General features: G+C 65.3%; 2 protein-coding genes. Both read left to right on the top strand.

The window, feature by feature from the left end:
* The first annotated feature begins 8 nt into the window (after positions 1–8).
* Complete coding sequence (locus F1E05_RS16115) at positions 9–13,046, top strand: non-ribosomal peptide synthase/polyketide synthase (protein WP_150050250.1); 13,038 nt, start codon at positions 9–11, stop codon at positions 13,044–13,046.
* Between the two features lie 85 nt (positions 13,047–13,131).
* On the top strand, positions 13,132–21,027 hold the full coding sequence (locus F1E05_RS16110) for a non-ribosomal peptide synthetase (RefSeq protein WP_150050248.1): 7,896 nt from the start codon (positions 13,132–13,134) through the stop codon (positions 21,025–21,027).
* The last annotated feature ends 40 nt before the right edge of the window (positions 21,028–21,067 follow it).

The raw sequence follows: 21,067 nt of genomic DNA, 5'->3' as shown, positions 1-21,067 counted from the left end.
TCGAAGCTATGAGTTTCAATCCCGCCCAAGCCCGCCATTTCGTCGATTTAATGCAGCAGCGTGCCGAGCGCCATCCGGAGCGTCCGGCGCTACATTGCATCGCAGACGGCGACGGCGCCGTTACCGATTACAGCTTTGCCGACTTGGACCGGCGCGCCCGCGCCGTGGCCGGCTATCTACAAAGCCGATGCGTTCCGGGAGACCGGGCGCTGATTTTGTTGCACACCGGCATCGACTACGTCAGTGCCTTGTTCGGCTGCTTGTACGCCGGCGTCATCGCCGTGCCGGCCTATCCGCCGGAATCGCAAACCCCGCAGCATCTAGCGCGCGTTGCCGCCATCGTGCGCGACGCCGGGCCGCGCGTCGTGCTGAGCAATGCTTCGTTGCAGGCGGGGTTGGCGCCGGTCTTGGACGCACTGAGCGGCGGCGAACCTATCGCCGCGATAGCGGTAGACGCCATCGAAACCGAGTGGGCGGAACACTGGCGCATGCCGGTGTTGGCGGCCGATAGCTTGGCATTTTTGCAATATACCTCCGGTTCCACCGCCAGCCCCAAAGGCGTGATGGTCGGTCACGACAACCTGTTGGCCAACCAGCGGGCGATCAAACACGGCTTTCGGATCAGCGGCGACGACGTGTTCGTCAGCTGGTTGCCTTTGTACCACGACATGGGATTGGTCGGCAGTTTGCTGCAGCCGTTGTATAGCGGCATTCCGCTGGTGCTGATGTCGCCGCGGCATTTTCTGGAACGGCCGCTACGTTGGCTGCAAGCGCTGTCGCGGTTCGGCGGCACGGTCAGCGGCGGGCCGGACTTCGCCTACCGCTTGTGCAACGAGCGTATCGGCGAGGCGCAACTGGCCGGTTTGCGCCTGGATAGTTGGCGTTTGGCTTTTTGCGGCGCCGAACCGATACGCTTGGACACCTTGCACGGTTTCGCCGGCAAATTTGCCGCCGCCGGTCTTCCGGCCGGCGCGCTCTACCCGTGCTACGGCTTGGCGGAAGCATCGCTGTTGGTCAGCGGCGGGCTGCCGGGAGAAGGGGTGCGCGCGGCGCACGCCCCGGCCGAACTCCGGGCGGAGCTTGCCGTCGGTTCCAACGCCGTGGTCGACTGCGGCCATGCGCAGCCGGAACACGGCATAGCCGTTATACACCCGGATAACCGCCAGTCTTTGCCGGCCGGCCGGGTCGGCGAAATTTGGGTGAGAGGGCCGAGCATCACGCACGGTTACTGGCAAAATCCGCAGGCAACGGCGGAAACTTTCGTCAGGCGGCACGGCGAAATCTGGCTGCGCACCGGCGATCTGGGGTTTTTGGCAGATGGTCGACTGCACGTCACCGGGCGTTGCAAGGATTTGATCGTGATTCGCGGCCAAAATCTCTACCCGCAAGACCTGGAATTGGCGCTGGAACATGGGGTGGCGGGACTGCGCCAAGGCCGGGTGGCGGCGTTTGCGGTCAACATAGACGGCTGCGAAGGCATAGGCGTGGCGGCGGAAATCGGCCGCAGCACGCAAAAGCGGGTGCCGGCGGAAAGCCTGATCGAAGCCGTTAACCAACAACTGGCGTTGTGTTGTCAGCAGCCGGCGGCCGTCATTCTGTTGTTGAATCCGGGTGCGCTCCCTAAAACCAGCAGCGGCAAATTGCAACGTAGCGCTTGCAGGCAGGGCTGGCTGGACGGCAGTCTGGACGCTTATGCTTCGTGGCGGAGCGGGGAGCAAACGCTTCCGAACGCCGACGACGAATTGACGCCGTTGGAGCGGCAAGTCGCCGCCATTTGGGCCGAGGTGCTGGGGGTTGATGCGGTGGGCGCTCAACACAATTTCTTTGCGCTCGGCGGCCAGTCTATCGCGCTCATGCAAGCGATTGCCCACCTGAACGCGCAATTCGGCGTACGGGTCGAGCCACACTGGTTTTTCGAATGGCCTAGCTTGCGCGAATTCTGTGCGGCTTTGGATAGCCTGTCGGTAGATGCGGCCCGGACTGAATCGCCTATCAACCATTCGAGGCAAAGCGACGGCTTGTTGCTGTCCTGCGGCCAGCAAAGCCTGTGGTTTTTGGCGCAACTGGACCCGTCCAACGCGGCCTACCACATAGCCGGCGGGGTGCGTATCACCGGGGACGTGGCGCCCGAGCGAGTGCGGCAGGCCTTCGCCGCCCTGGCCGAGCGCCACGACGCCTTGCGCAGCGTGTTTTACGCCCGGGACGGCCAGCCGCGCCAGCGTCTCGTGTCCGGGTTGCTCCCCGCCTGGGATTACCGCGACCTGAGCGCTTGGCCGCCGGCCGAGGCGCAGGCGCAAGCCGGGCAACTGGCCGAACAGGCGGCGCGGGCGCCGTTCGATCTGGTGAACGGCCCGTTGTGGCGGCTGCTGCTGGTCAAGCTGGCGGACGCCGGTCGGCACAGCCGCTACGAACTGAATTTGACCCTGCATCATCTGATTGCCGACGGCTGGTCGTTGAACCGGCTCTTGGCCGAATTCGCCGAACTGTACGCTGGATTGGGCGCCGACCGGCCTGCGCAACTGCCGGCCTTGCCGATCCGCCACGCCGATTTCGCCTGCTGGCAGCGCCATTGGCTGGAAGCCGGCGAAGCCGAACGGCAACTGGCTTACTGGCTGCAACAGCTGGGCGGCGAACAGCCGCAAATCGTCCTGCCGTACGACCGGCCGCGGCCGGCCGAACCCAGCCAGCGTGGCGGCCGGGTCGGCTTTGCCCTGTCCGAAGCACTGGGTGGGCAACTGGCCGAACGGGCCAAACAACAAGGCGCGACCCCGTTTATGCTGCTGCTGGCCGCCTTCAACGTCTGGCTGTACCGGATCAGCGGCCAAACCGACCTGCGCGTCGGCCTGCCGCTGGCCAACCGCAACCGCCCGGAAACCCAGGGGCTGATCGGCTACCTGGTCAACACCGTGGTATTGCGCAGCCGCCTGAACGGCCGGACCACCTTCCTCGAACTGCTGCAACAGGTTAAACACAGCCTATTGCAAGCCCAGGCCCATCCGGACCTGCCGTTCGAACAACTGGTCGATGCCCTGCAACCCGAACGGCGCTTGGGGCAAAATCCCTTGTTCCAAATCCTGATCAACCACCAGCAAACCGACCTTAGCCTGTTGCAAGCCGGCAGCGATTGGCAGATCGACAGCCTGGAACGGGACAACGGCGCCGCCCAATTCGACCTGAGCCTGGACACCTGGCAACACGGCTCGCACAGCTTCGGCGGCTTTTTCACCTATGCCTGCGACTTGTTCGAGGCCGAGACCATCCAACGTCTGGCCGGGCAGTTTCAAAACCTGCTGACGCAACTGCTCGCGCAGCCGCAAGCGCCTATCGCCGCGCATGCCATATTGAGCGCTGCGGAAACCGAGCGCTTTCAAACCTGGAACCTGTGGCCGCGCCGATACGACGGCGGCGTGCCGGTACAGGAACTGATCCGCCGCCAAGCCGAGGCTTGGCCGCAAGCGATTGCCTTGATCGCCGGCGAGCAGAGCTTGCGCTATGCCGAGCTGGAACGGGACGCCAACCGTCTGGCGCATTATCTAGTGCAAGCCGGGCTGGGGCGGGAAAGCCGGGTGGCGGTATTGCTGGCGCGCGGGGTCGAAGCGATCGTGGCGATGCTGGCGGTGCTGAAAGCCGGCGCGGCCTTCGTGCCGCTGGATCCGGAACAACCCGCGCAGCGGCTGGCCGACGTCATCGCCGATGCCGGGGCGAGCCTGGTGATCGTGCGCGGTGTGGCGCCGGCCTGGTCGGCGCTGCCTGCAGGACCAGACGAGGCGGACGGTGCGGGCGAGGGGACGATCCACGCCGAACGGGCAGCCGGCGCACGCGCCGCTTTTGGCGGCGCGCCGCTGTTGGACTTGGCCGAGCTGGACCTTGCGGCTTACTCCGACCGGCCGCCGGCGGTCGCCGTCCATCCCGAACAACTGGCCTATCTGATCCTGACCTCCGGTTCCAGCGGCAAACCCAAAGGCGTGGCGGTCGTTCACGGCGCGTTGAGCCGCCACATCCAGGCCGCCGCCGAACTGTATCGCTATACCCCGGCCGACCGAGCGTTACATCTGGCCGCCTTAACCTTCGACGCCGCGCTGGAACAATGGCTGGCCCCGCTCAGCCGGGGTGCCGGCGTGGTGCTGGGCGACAGCCGCGGCGGCGGCGAAGCCGTCCGGGATGCGGTGCTGCGCCACGCGGTGACGGTGGCGTACCCGCCGACCGCCACCCTGTTGCAACTGGCCGACGCGGTGGCGGCGCATGGCGATACCACCGCGCTGCGCATCGTCTGCGTCGGCGGCGAAGCCGTCTCCGCCGCGGCCTTGGCCAAAATCCGCAGCGCCCTGCGGCCCGAACGCATCGTCAACGGCTACGGCCCGACCGAAACCGTGATCACCCCGTTGGCCTGGCTGGCCGACGACCGCCCATTCGCCGGCTACGCCCCCATCGGCAGCGCCCTGGGCGAACGCAGCCTGCACATCCTGGACGCCGACCTGAATCCCGTGCCGCTGGGTGCGGCCGGCGAACTGTACATCGGCGGCCCCTGCCTGGCGCGCGGCTACCACGGCCGGGCCGATCTGAGCGCCGAACGGTTTTTGCCCGACCCGTTCGCCGCCGACGGCAGCCGGCTGTACCGCAGCGGTGATATCGTGCGGCGCGGCGCCGACGGCGTGGTGGTTTACCTCGGCCGGGCCGACCAGCAAATCAAACTGCGCGGTTACCGGATCGAACCCGGCGAAATCGAAGCCGCGTTACGGCAATTGCCCGGAATAGACGACGCCTACGTGCTGCTGCGCGAAGACGACGGCCGCCGTTACCTGACCGGCTATTGGCAGCCGAGCGTGGCAGCGCATGCGCACGCCGATTCAAGCCTAGGGTACGCACCGCATACCGAAACCGACGCCTACCCGAGCGAAGCGCAACTCAAAACCGCCCTGGCCGAACGCCTGCCGGACTACATGGTGCCGGCCCGCCTGCTGCGCCTGCAGCGGCTGCCGCGCACCGCCCACGGCAAAATCGACCGCCGGGCCCTGCCGGCGCCGACTCGATCAACGACCGAGGCCCAAGCCCCCCGCACCCCGACCGAAGCCCTGCTGCTGCAACTGTGGCAAGACCTGCTAGGCCGAGAGACGATCGGCGTGCACGACAACTTCTTCGAACTGGGCGGCGACTCCATCGTCTCCATCCAACTGGTCAGCCGGGCGCGGGCGCATGGACTGAGTTTCAGCCCGAAAGACCTGTTTCAACACCAAACCGTCGCCGGCTTGGCCCAAGTCGCCCGGCCCTTGGCCGCGTCCGCCCAGGAACCGACCGGGCCTGCGGTAGGCACCGCGCCGCTGCTGCCGATCCAGCACACTTTCTTCGCGCAACATTTGACCAACCCGGCGCATTGGAACCAATCGCTGCTGTTGAAAGCCCGCGTTCCGCTGGCCGCCGAGGTCCTAGCGCAAGCCTTGCAAACGCTAGTATTACACCACGACAGCCTGAACCTGCGGTATGTGCGCCAAGCGGACGGCTGGCAGCAAACGTATGCGCCGGCCACCGACGTAACGACGAACCACGCCGCCTTATTACAACGACACACCGCGCAAGACGCCGCCGACATTCGCGCCATCGCCGACAAGGCCCAGCGCAGTCTAAATCTCGAACACGGCCCGCTGTTCCAGGCCACGCTGATCGACCTGGCCGACGGCAGCCAGCGCTTGCTGTTGATCGCCCACCACCTGATCGTCGACGCCGTGTCCTGGCGCATTGTGCTGGAAGACCTGGGCAGCGCCTACCGGCAAATCGACCAAGGCCACCCCCCGCAACTGCCGGGGAAAACCGCCAGCTACCAAGCCTGGGGCGACACCTTGCAAGCCTACGCCCGCAGTCCGGCCTTACAGGCCCAGCGCGACTACTGGCAACGGCAATTGCCGACCGACCCGGCCTGGCCCTGCGACCACCCGAACGGCCGGGCGCAACAGCGCGACCGGGCCAGCCTAAGCCTTAGCCTGGATGCCGCACAAACCGCGCAATTGCTGAAACCGGCCCATGCCGCCTACCGAACCCGCATCCAAGACCTGCTGTTGACCGCCTTGGCGCAAACCCTGTGCGACTACAGCGGACAAGCGCAGGTCTGCATCGCCCTGGAAGGCCACGGCCGCGAAGCCGAGCTGATCGTAAGCGACGCACAAACGCCGCCGGACTTAAGCCGTAGCGTCGGCTGGTTTACCAGCGTCTACCCGGCCAAGCTCAGCGGCGACGCCGACCCTGCGAGCGCCGTCAAAACCGTCAAGGAACAGCTGCGGGAGGTGCCGGACCGGGGCTTGGGCTACGGCGTGATCCGCTATCTGGCGGACCCGGCCGCCGACGCCGAGCAAACGAACGCGATAACGGTCGAGCCGCCGGTGCTGTTCAACTACCTGGGCCAGCTGGACAACAGTTTCGACCGCGACGCCCTGCTGGAACCGGCTGCAGAACCCGGCGGCGAGGAACGCGACCCCGGCGCGCCGTTGGCCTACGCCCTGGAAATCAACGCCGAGGTTTATCAAGGCCGGCTGCGCATCGAATGGAGTTACAGCCGGGAACGTTACCGCGAACAAACCATTGCCGAGCTGATCCGGCGCTATCGAACCCGTTTGCAAGCCTTGCTGGCCCACTGCCTGACGGCCACCCCCTGCCTGACCCCCAGCGACCTGCCGCTGGCCGGCCTCGATCAGGCGCAACTGGAGGCCTTGCCGCTGGACCACGCCGACATCGAAGACCTCTACCCCTTATCCCCCATGCAGCAGGGCATTTTGTTTCATGCGCTGCAGCACGGCGAGCAAGATCCGTACTTTTATCAGCGGCTGTTTCACCTGCAAGGCGAATGGGACACGGAGCGGCTGCGCCAAGCCTGGCAAACCGCAGTAGACCGTCATCCGGCCTTGCGCTCGGTCTATGGTTACGAAGAGATACAGCCGCCGCTGCAAATCGTGGAAAAAACCCGCTTAGTGGCTTGGCAGCAAGCCGATTGGCGCCAATTGGACGAAGCGCAACGCTGGCAGCGCTTGAACTGCACTTTAACCGAGCAACGGGAGCGCGGTTTCGACTTCGCCGGCCGGCGCGGCTTCGAGCTGGCTTTGTTTCGAGTAGCCGACGATGTTTTCTGGTTGCTGTGGAGCCACCATCACGTCGCACTGGACGGCTGGAGCATGGGCTTGGTGCTGCGCGACGTGATGTGCGCTTATCACGGCGATCCGTTAGGTCCGCAAGCTGTTTATACCGACTATTTGCGTTGGCTGGCCGGCCGCGATTATCCGGCGGCGCTGACGTATTGGCGCGAGGCGCTGAGCGGTTTCGAGCACGTCACCGGTTTGCCGCTGGCCGCGGACGGGCCGCCGCCCGGCCAACGCGGGGCTTACCAGGAAGTCGAATTCGGCTTGTCGGAGGCCGAGACCTCGCAGCTGAGCGTCGCTGCGCGCCGCTACGGCGTGACGGTCAACACCTTGCTGCAGGCCTCATTTGCCCTGCTGTTGGCTAGGCATGGCGGCGAGGCCATGTTCGGGGTCACCGTGTCCGGCCGTTCGGCGAACGTGCCCGGCATCGACCAGATGGCCGGCTTGTTCATCAATACCTTGCCGCTCAAGGTCGCGGTGCCGGGTGGGCAGGAGGTTGCAGGCTGGCTGCGCGAGCTGCAAACCCGAGCCGCGGCCATGCGCGACCACGAGTTCGTCGCGCTGGCGGACATCCAGCGTGTCGCCGGTTGCGAAGGGCAAAGTCTGTTCGATGCGATTCTGGTGTTCGAAAACTATCCCTTGGACCGGGTGCTGACCGGCCGGCGCGGCGGTTTGAGCGTCGGTTTGCTGGATGACGCGGCGTCGGCAAGCGGGCTGCGCCACGCGCGCGGGCGCAACAATTATCCCTTGAGTCTGATCGCCGCTCTGGATGCGCGCTTGCATCTGACCTTATCCGGCGAACGCCAGCGTTTCCAGGCGGATGCGTTGCCGGAATTGGCGCGGCAATACCGGTTTCTTTTACTGCAACTGGCCGCCGCCGACCAACTGAAACTGGCCGATTTGCACTTACAGCCGCTGCCGGAACCGAACTTGGCCTTGGCCGATCCGGCCTGGGCGCTGTTGACCGCAGAGCCGCTTGCCGGCGTCGCCCCGACCGAGGGGAATTGGCTGCAAGTCTGGCAAAGTCGGGTTGCTGCTAGGCCGGATGCAACGGCGCTGATCGCCGGCGATACCGTGCTTAGTTACGCGCAGTTGAATACGGCTGCCGAACGCTTGACTGCGGCGCTGCAAGGTCGCGGCGTTAAAACCGAAACCACTGTCGGCGTGCTATTCGAACGCACGGCGCACTTGGTGATCAGCCTGTTGGCCGTGCAGATGGCCGGCGCGCTGTATTTGCCGCTGGACCCGGCGTTGCCGGATAGTCGGTTGCGAGATGTGCTGCAAGACAGCGGCGCGGTTTTGCTGCTGGCCGAGTCGGCCGCTGGCGCGCGTTTGGCCGGCCTGGACATTCCGCTGCTGGACCCGGAGCGTATCCCCGCGCAAGTCGAAAGCGCTTTCCGCGCAACCGAAATACACCCGCTACAGGCGGCCTATCGAATCTACACCTCCGGCTCGACCGGCCGGCCTAAAGGGGTGACCGTCAGTCACGCGGCTTTGTCGCAGTATCTGCAAGGCGTGTTGCCGCGCATAGAGACCGGACGGTCGAGCCGCTGGGCGATGGTGTCGACCGCGGCCGCCGATTTGGGGCATACCATGTTGTTCGGTGCGTTGTATGGCGGACACACCTTGGTGCTGTTGGATGCGCAGATCACAGCCGACCCCGACCGTTTCGCCGCGGCGATGCGCGAACTGCAAGTGGCGGTATTGAAAATCGTGCCCAGCCATTTGCGCGGCTTGTTGCAAGCGGCCGATCCGGCGGCGGTGCTGCCGGGAAATTTGCTGATCTTGGGCGGCGAAGCCTGCGACGCCGAATTGTTGGCTAGCGTGCGTGGCCTGAAACCGGGCTGCCGCATCGTCAATCATTATGGACCGACCGAAACCACGGTCGGCGTGCTGACCCATGAGGCAGGCGCGGACAGGGGACCGTCGCTACCGCTAGGCACGCCGTTACCGGGAGTTTACGCCTACTTGCTGGACCGCGACTTAAATCCTTTGCCCGCCGGGGTGGCGGGCGAACTGTATATCGGCGGTGGCAGCTTGGCACGCGGTTATCACGGTTCGGCTGCCGCCAGCGCCGAACGCTTTTTGCCGGACCCGTTCCGGGCGGCGGCGCGGATGTACCGTAGCGGCGATCGTGCCGTGCTGCGCAACGGCCGCCTGCTTTGGCTGGGCCGGGCGGACAGTCAGGTCAAAATACGCGGCTACCGGGTGGAACCCGGCGAAATCGCCCATATCCTGCGCGGCTTGCCGGGCATCGCTGACGCTTTGGTGATTGCCGAGGCCAACGGCGCGGACGGGCGCTTGCAATTGCTGGCTTATGCGGTTGCCGAACGTGGCCATTCGTTGGATGCGGCCGATTTGCTGCGTGACTTGGCCGAGCGCTTACCCGATTACCTGCTGCCGGCGCATTTGCTGCTGTTGGACGCCATCCCGCTGACCGGCAACGGCAAGCCGGACCGCAAGGCCTTGCCCAGGCCACAAGCCCAGGCCCGTACCGTATTGGCGCCGCGCAACGAGCTGGAAGCCAAGCTGGCGGCGATCTGGCAAACCGTGTTGAAACGCGAAGCGGTCGGTGTGACCGACAATTTCTTCGAATTGGGTGGCGATTCCATTTTGAGTTTGCAGATCATCGCCCGCGCCCGCAAGCAAGGCCTGAAACTGACGCCCAAGCTGCTGTTCGATAACCCGAGCGTGGCCGAACTGGCCTTGGCGTTGGACGAACCCGTGGCGGAGCAACCGGCGACGATCCCGCGCCTGCCGGATGTCGGACCCAGGCCGTTGTCGTACGGCCAGGAGCGCTTGTGGTTCTTGGCGCAATTGCAGCCCGGCTCCACGGCGTATCACATCTGCGGCGGCTTGCGGATAGACGGGCGCCTGGACCTGCAGGCACTGGGTTCGGCATTTCAAGCCTTGACCGAGCGCCACGCGCTGCTGCGCACCCGTTTCGTGAGTATAGACGGCAAGCCGATGCAAATCGCGCAGACCGGGGTGCAAGCGCCGCTGGCGCGGATCGAGGTCGACGCAACCCGGCTGGGGCAGGTGCCGGACGTCAACGCGCCGTTCGATTTCGAGGCCGGGCCGTTATGGCGGGCCGTGCTGTGCAGCTGCGGGACGGATCGACACGCCTTATGGCTGACCTTGCATCACCTGTTGGCCGACGGCTGGTCGGTCGGCCGCTTGTTGGCCGAGTTCGCCGAGCTGTACGCCGCAGCGCTTCATGGCCGCCAGCCGCAACTACCGGCCCTGGCCATCGACTACGCCGATTACGCGGTGTGGCAGCGGCAGTGGCTGGCGGCCGGGGAGGCCGACAGGCAATTACACTATTGGCGGCGGCAATTGGGCGGCGAACAACCGACATTGGCCTTGCCGTGCGACCACGCCAGGCCGGACCGCCTGTCCGGAGTCGGCGCTTCGCATGGCTTGGCCTTGCCGGCCGGGCTCGGCGCGGCGGTCAAGCGCTTGGCGCTGGCCAACGATACCACCCCGTTCGTCGTATTGTTGACCGCGTTTTCGGCCTTGCTGTACCGCTATAGCGGGCAAGCCGATGTGCGCATCGGTGTGCCGGTCGCCAACCGGCAACGGTTGGAGACGGACATGCTGATCGGCTTTTTCGTCAATACCTTGGTGATCAAAGCCGAATGTCGCGGCGAATGGAATTTAAGCCAGTGCCTGCAACGGCTGAAACAAACCGTGCTGCAAGCGCAGGAACACCCGGATTTGCCGTTCGAACATCTGGTCGAGGCGTTGCAACCGCAACGGGCGCCGAACCGCAACCCGCTGTTCCAAGTGATGTTCAATCATCAAAAGCGCGATTTGCAAGTGTTGCAAACCTTGCCGGATCTGCTGATCGAACGTATCGAAGTCGAGGAGGCCGGCGCCCAATTCGATTTGAGCCTGGCAACCGAAGAAGACGCCGACGGCAACTTCAGCGCTCGTTGGGTGTATGCCGTCGATTTATTCTCGGCCGAGACCATAGCCCAGCTGGCCGGTCACTTTTTAAACTTGCTGGACGGCTGGACGCAAAACCCGGATTTGCCGTTGGCGGCGCTGGTGCTGTTAAGCCCGGCCGAACTGGCGCAGCAATCCGCTGGCAACGCCACCGCGACGGTCTATCCCGACGGATTGGTACCCGAATGGCTTTCCCGGGCGGCGGCCCGGCAGCCTTGGGCGCCGGCCTTGGCCCTGGGCGAGGCCGAGCTGAGTTACGCCGAGCTGGAAGCGCGCTCTAACCGGCTGGCGCATTGGCTGATCGCGCGCGGGGTAGGCCCGGAAACCCCGGTCGGCATCGGCGCCCTGCGTTCGTTCGAACTGGTGCTGGGCATACTGGCCATCGTCAAGGCCGGCGGCGCCTACCTGCCGCTGGACCCGGACTATCCGGACCAGCGGCTGGCCTACATGGCGGCCGATTCCGGCATCGGCATGTTGCTGAGTCACGGTGCTGTGTTGGAGCGATTCGTCGCATTGTGTCCCGATTCATGCGCGGTGTACGATCTGGACAGCCTGGACCTGTCGGCTCAGGCCGAAAGCGCGCCCGTTGTGCAACTGCATCCGGCCCATCCGGCTTACATCATCTACACCTCCGGTTCCACCGGTCAGCCCAAAGGCGCGGCCAACAGCCACGCCGCCCTGGCCAACCGCCTGCACTGGATGCAACAAGCTTATGCCATCGGCCCCGGCGACAGCGTGTTGCAAAAAACCCCGTTCAGCTTCGACGTCTCGGTCTGGGAATTCTTCTGGCCCTTGATGACCGGCGCCCGCCTGGTTTTGGCCCGGCCCGGCGCACACCGCGATCCTGCGGCACTGAGCGCTGCGCTGCACGCGCAGCAAGTATCCACCGTCCATTTCGTGCCGTCCATGCTGGCGGAATTCGTCAATCAAGCCCAGCTGCCGCCACTGCCTGCGCTGAAGCGCATCGTCTGCAGCGGCGAAGCCCTGCCGGCCGAACTGCAACAGCGGGTGTTCGAACGCCTGCCGGGCGTGGACCTGGTCAACCTGTACGGCCCCACCGAAGCAGCCATCGATGTTACCCATTGGACCTGCCGGGCCGAGCCCGGCCCGGTACCGATAGGCCGGCCCATCGCCAACCTGCAGATCCACATCCTGGACAGCGACCTGAATCCCTTGCCGGCCGGGGTGGCGGGCGAGCTGTACATCGGTGGCCTGGGCCTGGCGCGCGGCTACTACCGCAAACCCGGCCTGACCGGCGAACGCTTCCTGCCCGACCCCTTCGGCAGCGGCGGCCGCTTATACCGCAGCGGCGACCTGGCCAGACGGCGGGCCGACGGCGCGCTCGACTATTTGGGGCGCATCGACCAGCAAATCAAACTGCGCGGCTTGCGCATCGAACTGGGAGAAATCGAAACCGCCTTGCTGCAGCAAGCCGGGGTGGCCGAAGCGGCGGTGCTGCTGCAAGAGGCCGCCGGCGGCCCGCGCCTGGTGGCCTACATTGCCGCGGGCGCCGAGGCCGGCAGCGACGCCGACCTGCGCGACGCCCTGAGCCGGCGCTTGCCGGACTACATGCTGCCGGCAGCGCTAATCCGGCTGGACAGCCTGCCGAAAACCGCCAACGGCAAGCTGGATCGTAAAGCCCTGCCGCAGGCGCACTGGCAAGGCCAAGCCTACCGCGCCCCGCACAGCGACAGCGAACGGCGCCTAGCGGCCATCTGGCAGGAGCTGCTGGCAGTGGAATCAGTCGGCCTGGACGACAACTTCTTCGAACTGGGCGGACATTCCTTGTTGGCGGCCCGTTTGGTGGCGCGGATACGTGCGGACTTTGGGGCGGATTTGCCGTTGCTTGCCGTGTTCGAAACCGCAAGTCTGCAGGATTTAGCCGCTTTACTCGGCGCCGCAGCCGGTAGCGCCGACATCGGCGAGCAAGCCTTGGCCGAGATGGGCGATTGGCTGGACGAATTGGAGCTGTCGTGACCGGGGGACGGCGTGCCCGGACTGGTGCTTAGGCTGGGCACACTTTTAAGACCGTGCGCTACTAATTACTATCGATCGAAGACCTATGAAGTTAAACAGCGAAAACTGCCTCGAACCGCAAACCGGACCACAACAAGCCGCCGCTAACGGCGAAGACTTAGTACGACGTTTCGTGCGCTTGCCGCTGGATAAGCAGCGCTCGTTCATCCGGAAACTGGCCGAACAGGGACGGACATTCGCGCAGTTGCCGATTCCGGCGCAGCTGTGCGGGGGCGACGACATTCCCTTGTCCGCGGCGCAGCAGGGTTTATGGATACTGGCGCAACTGGATCCGTCCAACGCGGCCTACCACATAGCCGGCGGGGTGTGTATCACCGGGGACGTGGCGCCCGAGCGGGTGCGGCAGGCCTTCGCCGCCCTGGCCGAGCGCCACGACGCCTTGCGCAGCGTGTTTTACGCACGGGACGGCCAGCCGCGCCAGCGTCTCGTGTCCGGGTTGCTCCCTGCCTGGGATTACCGCGACCTGAGCGCTTGGCCGCCGGCCGAGGCGCAGGCGCAAGCCGGGCAACTGGCCGAACAGGCGGCGCGGGCGCCGTTCGATCTGGCGAACGGTCCGCTGTGGCGACTGCTGCTGGTCAAGCTGGCGGACGCCGGTCGGCACAGCCGCTACGAACTGAATTTGACCCTGCATCATCTGATTGCCGACGGCTGGTCGTTGAACTGGCTCTTGGCCGAATTCGCCGAACTGTACGCCGGATTGGGCGCCGACAGGCCTGCGCAACTGCCGGCCTTGCCGATCCGCCACGCCGATTTCGCCTGCTGGCAGCGCCATTGGCTGGCGGCCGGCGAAGCCGAACGGCAACTGGCTTACTGGCTGCAACAGCTGGGCGGCGAACAGCCGCAAATCGTCCTGCCGTACGACCGGCCGCGGCCGGCCGAACCCAGCCAGCGTGGCGGCCGGGTCGGCTTTGCCCTGTCCGAAGCACTGGGTGGGCAACTGGCCGAACGGGCCAAACAACAAGGCGCGACCCCGTTTATGCTGCTGCTGGCCGCCTTCAACGTCTGGCTGTACCGGATCAGCGGCCAAACCGACCTGCGCGTCGGCCTGCCGCTGGCCAACCGCAATCGCCCGGAAACCCAGGGGCTGATCGGCTACCTGGTCAACACCGTGGTATTGCGCAGCCGCCTGAACGGCCGGACCACCTTCCTCGAACTGCTGCAACAGGTCAAACACAGCCTATTGCAAGCCCAGGCCCATCCGGACCTGCCGTTCGAACAACTGGTCGATGCCCTGCAACCCGAACGGCGCTTGGGGCAAAATCCCTTGTTCCAAATCCTGATCAACCACCAGCAAACCGACCTTAGCCTGTTGCAAGCCGGCAGCGATTGGCAGATCGACAGCCTGGAGCGGGACAACGGCGCCGCCCAATTCGACCTGAGCCTGGACACCTGGCAACGCGGCCCGCACAGCTTCGGCGGCTTTTTCACCTATGCCTGCGACCTGTTCGACGCCGAGACCGTCCAACGTCTGGCCGGGCAGTTACAAAACCTGCTGACGCAACTGCTCGCGCAGCCGCACGCGCCTATCGCCGCGCATGCGATATTGAGCGCCGCGGAAAGCGAACAATTCCAAACCTGGAACCTGTGGCCGCGCTGTTACGACGGCGGCGTGCCGGTACAGGAACTGATCCGTCGCCAAGCCGAGGCTTGGCCGCAAGCGATTGCCTTGATCGCCGGCGAGCAGAGCTTGCGCTATGCCGAGCTGGAACGGGACGCCAACCGTCTGGCGCATTATCTAGTGCAAGTCGGGCTGGGGCGGGAAAGCCGGGTGGCGGTATTGCTGGCGCGCGGGGTCGAAGCGATCGTGGCGATGCTGGCGGTGCTGAAAGCCGGCGCGGCCTTCGTGCCGCTGGACCCGGAACAACCCGCGCAGCGGCTGGCCGACGTCATCGCCGATGCCGGGGCGAGCCGGGTGATCGTGCGCGGTGAGCCTAGGCACACCCTAGCCGGCGCGCCGCTGTTGGACTTGGCGGCAGTCGACCTGACAGTCTATTCCGACCGGCCGCCGGCGGTCGCGATCCATCCAGACCAATTGGCCTACTTGATCCTGACCTCCGGTTCCAGCGGCAAACCCAAAGGCGTGGCGGTAGCCCATGGTGCCCTGGCCCGGCATTGCTTGGCCATCGGCGAACGCTACGCCATGCAACGCGACGACGTGGCATTGCATTTCGCGGCGTTTACTTTCGATGCGGCAATGGAACAGTGGCTGGTGCCGCTGATGCACGGCTGCCGCTTGCTGCTGCGCGAGCAGATGTGGAGCGCCGATCAAGCCTATCAAGCCCTGATCCAGCATAGGGTCAGCTGGTTCGAGATGCCGCCGGCTTATTTGCTGGAAATCGCCCGTTGGGCTGAGCCGCGCGGTTTGCATTTGCCGCTGCGCGCCTGTTCGGTCGGCGGCGAAGCGGTGTCGCGGGAAGGTTTGGCACAAATCCGCCATTTGGTCGGCGACGCACCGATTCTGAACGGCTACGGCCCCACCGAAACCTTGATCACTCCGCTGGTGTGGACCGCATTGCCGGACAGCGTCTGCGATAGCGTATACGCGCCCATCGGTACCGGAGTGGGCGAGCGCTCGCTCTATCTATTGGACCAAGACCTGAATCGATTGCCTTTAGGCGCGGTCGGCGAACTGTATATCGGCGGTCCTTGTCTGGCCCGCGGTTACCACGGCAGGCCGGACCTGAGCGCCGAACGCTTTTTGCCGGACCCGTTCGCGGCCGACGGCAGTCGCATGTACCGTAGCGGCGACTTGGCCCGCTTTCGCGCCGACGGCGAAGTGGAATACCTAGGCCGGGCCGATCAGCAAATCAAATTGCGCGGCTACCGAATAGAACCGGGCGAAATCGAAGCCGAACTGCGCCGTCTGCCCGGCGTGGCCGATGCCCACGTCGGATTGTTCGACGACCAGGGCCGAGCGTACTTGGCCGCGTATTTGGAACCCGGCCCGGCGCCGGCCGACATTGGTATCGGTTTGAACGTCGCCGGCGTCAAAGCGGCTTTGGCCGAACGCCTGCCGGAATATATGCTGCCGGCCAGCATTCAAGTCGTGGAACGACTGCCGCGGCTGAGCAGCGGCAAACTGAACCGGCACGCGCTGCCCAAGCCTGAGCGGACGAACGACGAGGCGTCCCGCGCGCCGCAAACCCCGGCCGAACGCGATTTGGCGGCGATCTGGCAGGCGGTGCTCGGGGTGGAGCGGATAGGCGCGGACGATAATTTTTTCGAAGCGGGCGGCGATTCGATCATGGCCATTCGCCTGGTCAGCCGCGCTCGCCAAGCCGGGTGGCAGTTGTCGCCCAAGGATTTGTTTCTGCACCAGACTGTCGCTCAATTGGCGGCGCATGCCGGAACCTGTGCGCCGCAGGCGGCGCAGGCCGAGCTCGAAGCCGGCGGCGACGCGCCGCTGACGCCGATACAGGTGCAATTTTTCACGCAAGACATGCCGAATCGGGCACATTGGAATCTGTCGCTGCTGCTGCGGCCTAAACACCGGCTGGACCAGCTTCGCGTGGGCGCAGCCGTGCGCGGCTTGCTGGCTCACCACGATAGTTTGCGCCTGCGCTATAGCTTAGGCCCGGACGGCTGGCGGCAGTTTTACGCCGAATCTGCCGACGGCGAATGCTGGGAGCAGCTCGCCGCCGCGGATGCCGCTCAAGTCAGCGAAATTGCCCGGCGATTGCAACGCAGCCTGGATTTGGCGAACGGCCCGTTGGTTAAAGTCGCGCTGATTGCCGTGGCCGACGGCAGTCAGCGTCTGTTGTTGGTGGCGCATCATTTGCTGGTCGACGGCGTATCGTGGCGGATTTTGTTGGAAGATCTGCAAGCGCTTTACGCCGGCGCGTCTAGCCTGCCGGCTAAAACCGCATCGTTCGGCCGTTGGGGCGAACGGCTCAAGGCCTATGCGGCCAGTCCGGAACTGGCGCAGCAAAAAACCTACTGGCAGACGTTGTTGCGCGGCGTGCCCGAGCCGCCGCGGGATTTCCCGGTCGCGGAAGCGAAGTTCGCCGAGGCGCAAACCGTCAGCCTGGAAATCGACGCCGAGTCCACCCGGCAACTTTTGACCACGGCGCCGGCCGCCTACCGGGCCGGCGTCAACGATCTGCTGTTGTCCGCCCTGGCCGCGGTATTGCAAGGCTGGAGCGGCGGCGCTTTGCTGGTGGACCTGGAAAGCCACGGCCGCGACCACCCGTTCGAGGGTATGGACTTAAGCCGCAGCGTCGGCTGGTTTACCTGCGTTTATCCATTACGTCTGGCGGCGGTCGGCGAGAGCGGCGCGACGCTGAAAGCGGTCAAACAAATGCTGCGCGAGGTGCCGGACGGCGGTTTGGGCTACGGCGTGCTGCGCTATCCGGCAGACCCGGCCGCCCGGGCCGAGTGGGAGGGCTTACCGCAAGCGCGCATCGGCTTCAATTACTTCGGCCGGCTGGACGGCGAAGCCGGCGATTTCGCAGCGGCGCCGGAAACGGTCGGCGACGACCACGATCCTTGCGCGCCGCTGCCGTACTGGTTGGAGATCAACGCGCAAGTGGCCGGCGGCGTGCTGCAATTGCGCTGGCGTTACGCGGCCAGCCAATACCGGCGGGACACCATTCTGGCACTGGCCGAGGATTACCGGAGGCAATTGGCGGCGATTTTGGCTCACTGCGCCGGGACCAGCGGCGTTACCCCGTCGGATTTTCCGCTGGCAGGCTTGAGTCAGGCGCAATTGGACGCCTTGCCGTTGCCGACGAACCAAGTCGAAGACCTCTATCCTTTATCGCCTATGCAGCAAGGGATGTTGTTCCATGACGTGCTGGAACCGCAGGCCGGCGTTTATCTCAATCAAATGTGCCTGGATATCGAGGGCTTGGACGGCCGGCGCTTTGCGGACGTGTGGCAGCGCGCGCTGGATAGGCATCCGATACTGCGTAGCGGCTTTTTGTGGCGGGGCGAGGCCGAACAGGCCTTGCAGGTCGTGTACAAGCGGGCGTCTCTGCCTGTGGAAATCCTGGATTGGCGCGACCGGATCGTCGACGCGGCGGCCTTGGCCGGATTGGCCGAGACGCGACGAACTCAGGGCTTCGAACACGCCCGGGCGCCGCTGATGCGCATGACGCTGGTGCGTCTGTCCGAGCAGCGCTGGCATTGGCTGTGGACCAGCCATCACCTGTTGCTGGACGGCTGGAGCACCTCGCAATTGCTGGGCGAAGTGTTGGACGACTACGTCGGCAATGCCAGGTCGGCGCCTGCGGGCGGTTATCGCGACTATATCGCCTGGTTGAGCTGCCGCGACCAGGCGGCGGCCGAGGCGTTCTGGCGCGCGCGTCTTGCGGCCCTGGAGCAGCCGACCTTATTGGCCGCCGCCGTCGCTAAACCGGCGCGCGCCGGCCAAGGCCACGCTAGCTTGACCCGGTGTTTGGACGCCGCCTTCACTAGGGACTTGCAAGCCTATGCGCAGCAGCAGCGGGTGACCTTGAATACCCTGCTGCAAGCCGCTTGGGCCTTGCTGTTGAGCCGTTACTGCAATCGAGACACGGTTGCGCTGGGAGCCACGGTATCCGGCCGCCCGGCGGAATTGCCCGCTGTCGAGCGGATCGTCGGTTTGTTCATCAACACCTTGCCGCTGGTGGTGACGATAGCGCCGCAGCATCAGGTGGGCGATTGGCTGCGCGAAATCCAGCTCGGCAATCTGGCGATGCGCGAGCACGAACACACGCCGCTTTACCAATTGCAAGCTTGGGCCGGGCAGGCCGGTTCGGCCTTGTTCGACAGCTTGCTGGTGTTCGAGAATTTTCCGGTAGACGCGGCGTTAAAGGCCAGCCCGGCCGGATTGAGTTTCGGCGCGCCCCGGCATGTCGATACCACTCATTATCCCTTGACCATAAACGTCAGCATCGGCGACAGCTTGGGTTTGGCTTACGGTTACTGGCAGGGCAGCTTCGATGCCGATTGCATCGAGCGGCTGGATCGGCAGTTTTGCCGTGTGTTGACGGCTCTGGCGGAAAACCCGCAGTGCCGGCTGAGCGAGTTGAATCTGCTGGACGACGCGGACCGGCTGCAGTTGCTGAGTGGCAACGCCACCGCGACGGTCTATCCCGAGGGTTTGGTGCCCGAATGGCTTTCCCGGGCGGCGGCCCGGCAGCCTTGGGCGCCGGCCTTGGCCCTGGGCGAGGCCGAGCTGAGTTACGCCGAGCTGGAAGCGCGCTCTAACCGGCTGGCGCATTGGCTGATCGCGCGCGGGGTAGGCCCGGAAACCCCGGTCGGCATCGGCGCCCTGCGTTCGTTCGAACTGGTGCTGGGCATACTGGCCATCGTCAAAGCCGGCGGCGCCTACCTGCCGCTGGACCCGGACTATCCGGACCAGCGGCTGGCCTACATGGCGGCCGATTCCGGCATCGGCATGTTGCTGAGTCACGGTGCTGTGTTGGACCGATTCGCCGCATTGTGTCCCGATTCATGCGCGGTGTACGATCTGGACAGCCTGGACCTGTCGGCTCAGGCCGAAAGCGCGCCCGTTGTGCAACTGCATCCGGCCCATCCGGCCTACATCATCTACACCTCCGGTTCCACCGGTCAGCCCAAAGGCGCGGCCAATAGCCACGCCGCCCTGGCCAACCGCCTGCACTGGATGCAACAAGCTTATGCCATCGGCCCCGGCGACAGCGTGTTGCAAAAAACCCCGTTCAGCTTCGACGTCTCGGTCTGGGAATTCTTTTGGCCCTTGATGACCGGCGCCCGCCTGGTTTTGGCCCGGCCCGGCGCACACCGCGACCCTGCGGCACTGGCAGCCACTTTGCAAGCGCAGCAAGTATCCACCGTCCATTTCGTGCCGTCCATGCTGGCGGAATTCGTCAATCAAGCCCAGCTGCCGCCACTGCCTGCGCTGAAGCGCATCGTCTGCAGCGGCGAAGCCCTGCCGGCCGAACTGCAACAGCGGGTGTTCGAACGCTTGCCGGGCGTGGACCTGGTCAACCTGTACGGCCCCACCGAAGCAGCCATCGATGTTACCCATTGGACCTGCCGGGCCGAGCCCGGCCCGGTACCGATAGGCCGGCCCATCGCCAACCTGCAGATCCACATCCTGGACAGCGACCTGAATCCCTTGCCGGCCGGGGTGGCGGGCGAGCTGTACATCGGTGGCCTGGGCCTGGCGCGCGGCTACTACCGCAAACCCGGCCTGACCGGCGAACGCTTCCTGCCCGATCCCTTCGGCAGCGGTGGCCGCTTATACCGCAGCGGCGACCTGGCCAGACGGCGGGCCGACGGCGCGCTCGACTATTTGGGGCGCATCGACCAGCAAATCAAACTGCGCGGCTTGCGCATCGAACTGGGAGAAATCGAAACCGCCTTGCTGCAGCAAGCCGGGGTGGCCGAAGCGGCGGTGCTGCTGCAAGAGGCCGCCGGCGGCACGCGCCTGGTGGCTTACATTGCCGCGGGCGCCGAGGCCGGCAGCGACGCCGACCTGCGCGACGCCCTGAGCCGGCGCTTGCCGGACTACATGCTGCCGGCAGCGCTAATCCGGCTGGACAGCCTGCCGAAAACCGCCAACGGCAAGCTGGATCGCAAAGCTCTGCCGCACGCGCACTGGCAAGGCCAAGCCTACCGCGCTCCGCACAGCGACAGCGAACGGCGCCTAGCGGCCATCTGGCAGGAGCTGCTGGCAGTGGAATCAGTCGGCCTGGACGACAACTTCTTCGAACTGGGCGGACATTCCTTGTTGGCGATGAAATTGGTCGGCCGGATTCAACGGGATTTCGGGGTGGAAGTCCCGGTGCGGCAGGTGTTCGAATCCGCGCGCTTGTCGGCCTTGGCCGGGCATGTCGACACGTTGACGGTCGAAGCGCGGGACGAACCGGTACTGCAAAGCGAATTGGCGGACGCCTTGGCTGAGTTGCAGGGCTTGTCGGACGAGGCGCTCAAGGCGCTGCTGGGCGACGACTGAGCACCCGTCGCAGCGCCAACCCTATCAACCAGATTAGAAA

This window comes from Methylomonas rhizoryzae (genome assembly GCF_008632455.1).
GTDB lineage: Bacteria > Pseudomonadota > Gammaproteobacteria > Methylococcales > Methylomonadaceae > Methylomonas > Methylomonas rhizoryzae.
This window is presented reverse-complemented; position numbering and strand designations above follow the sequence as displayed.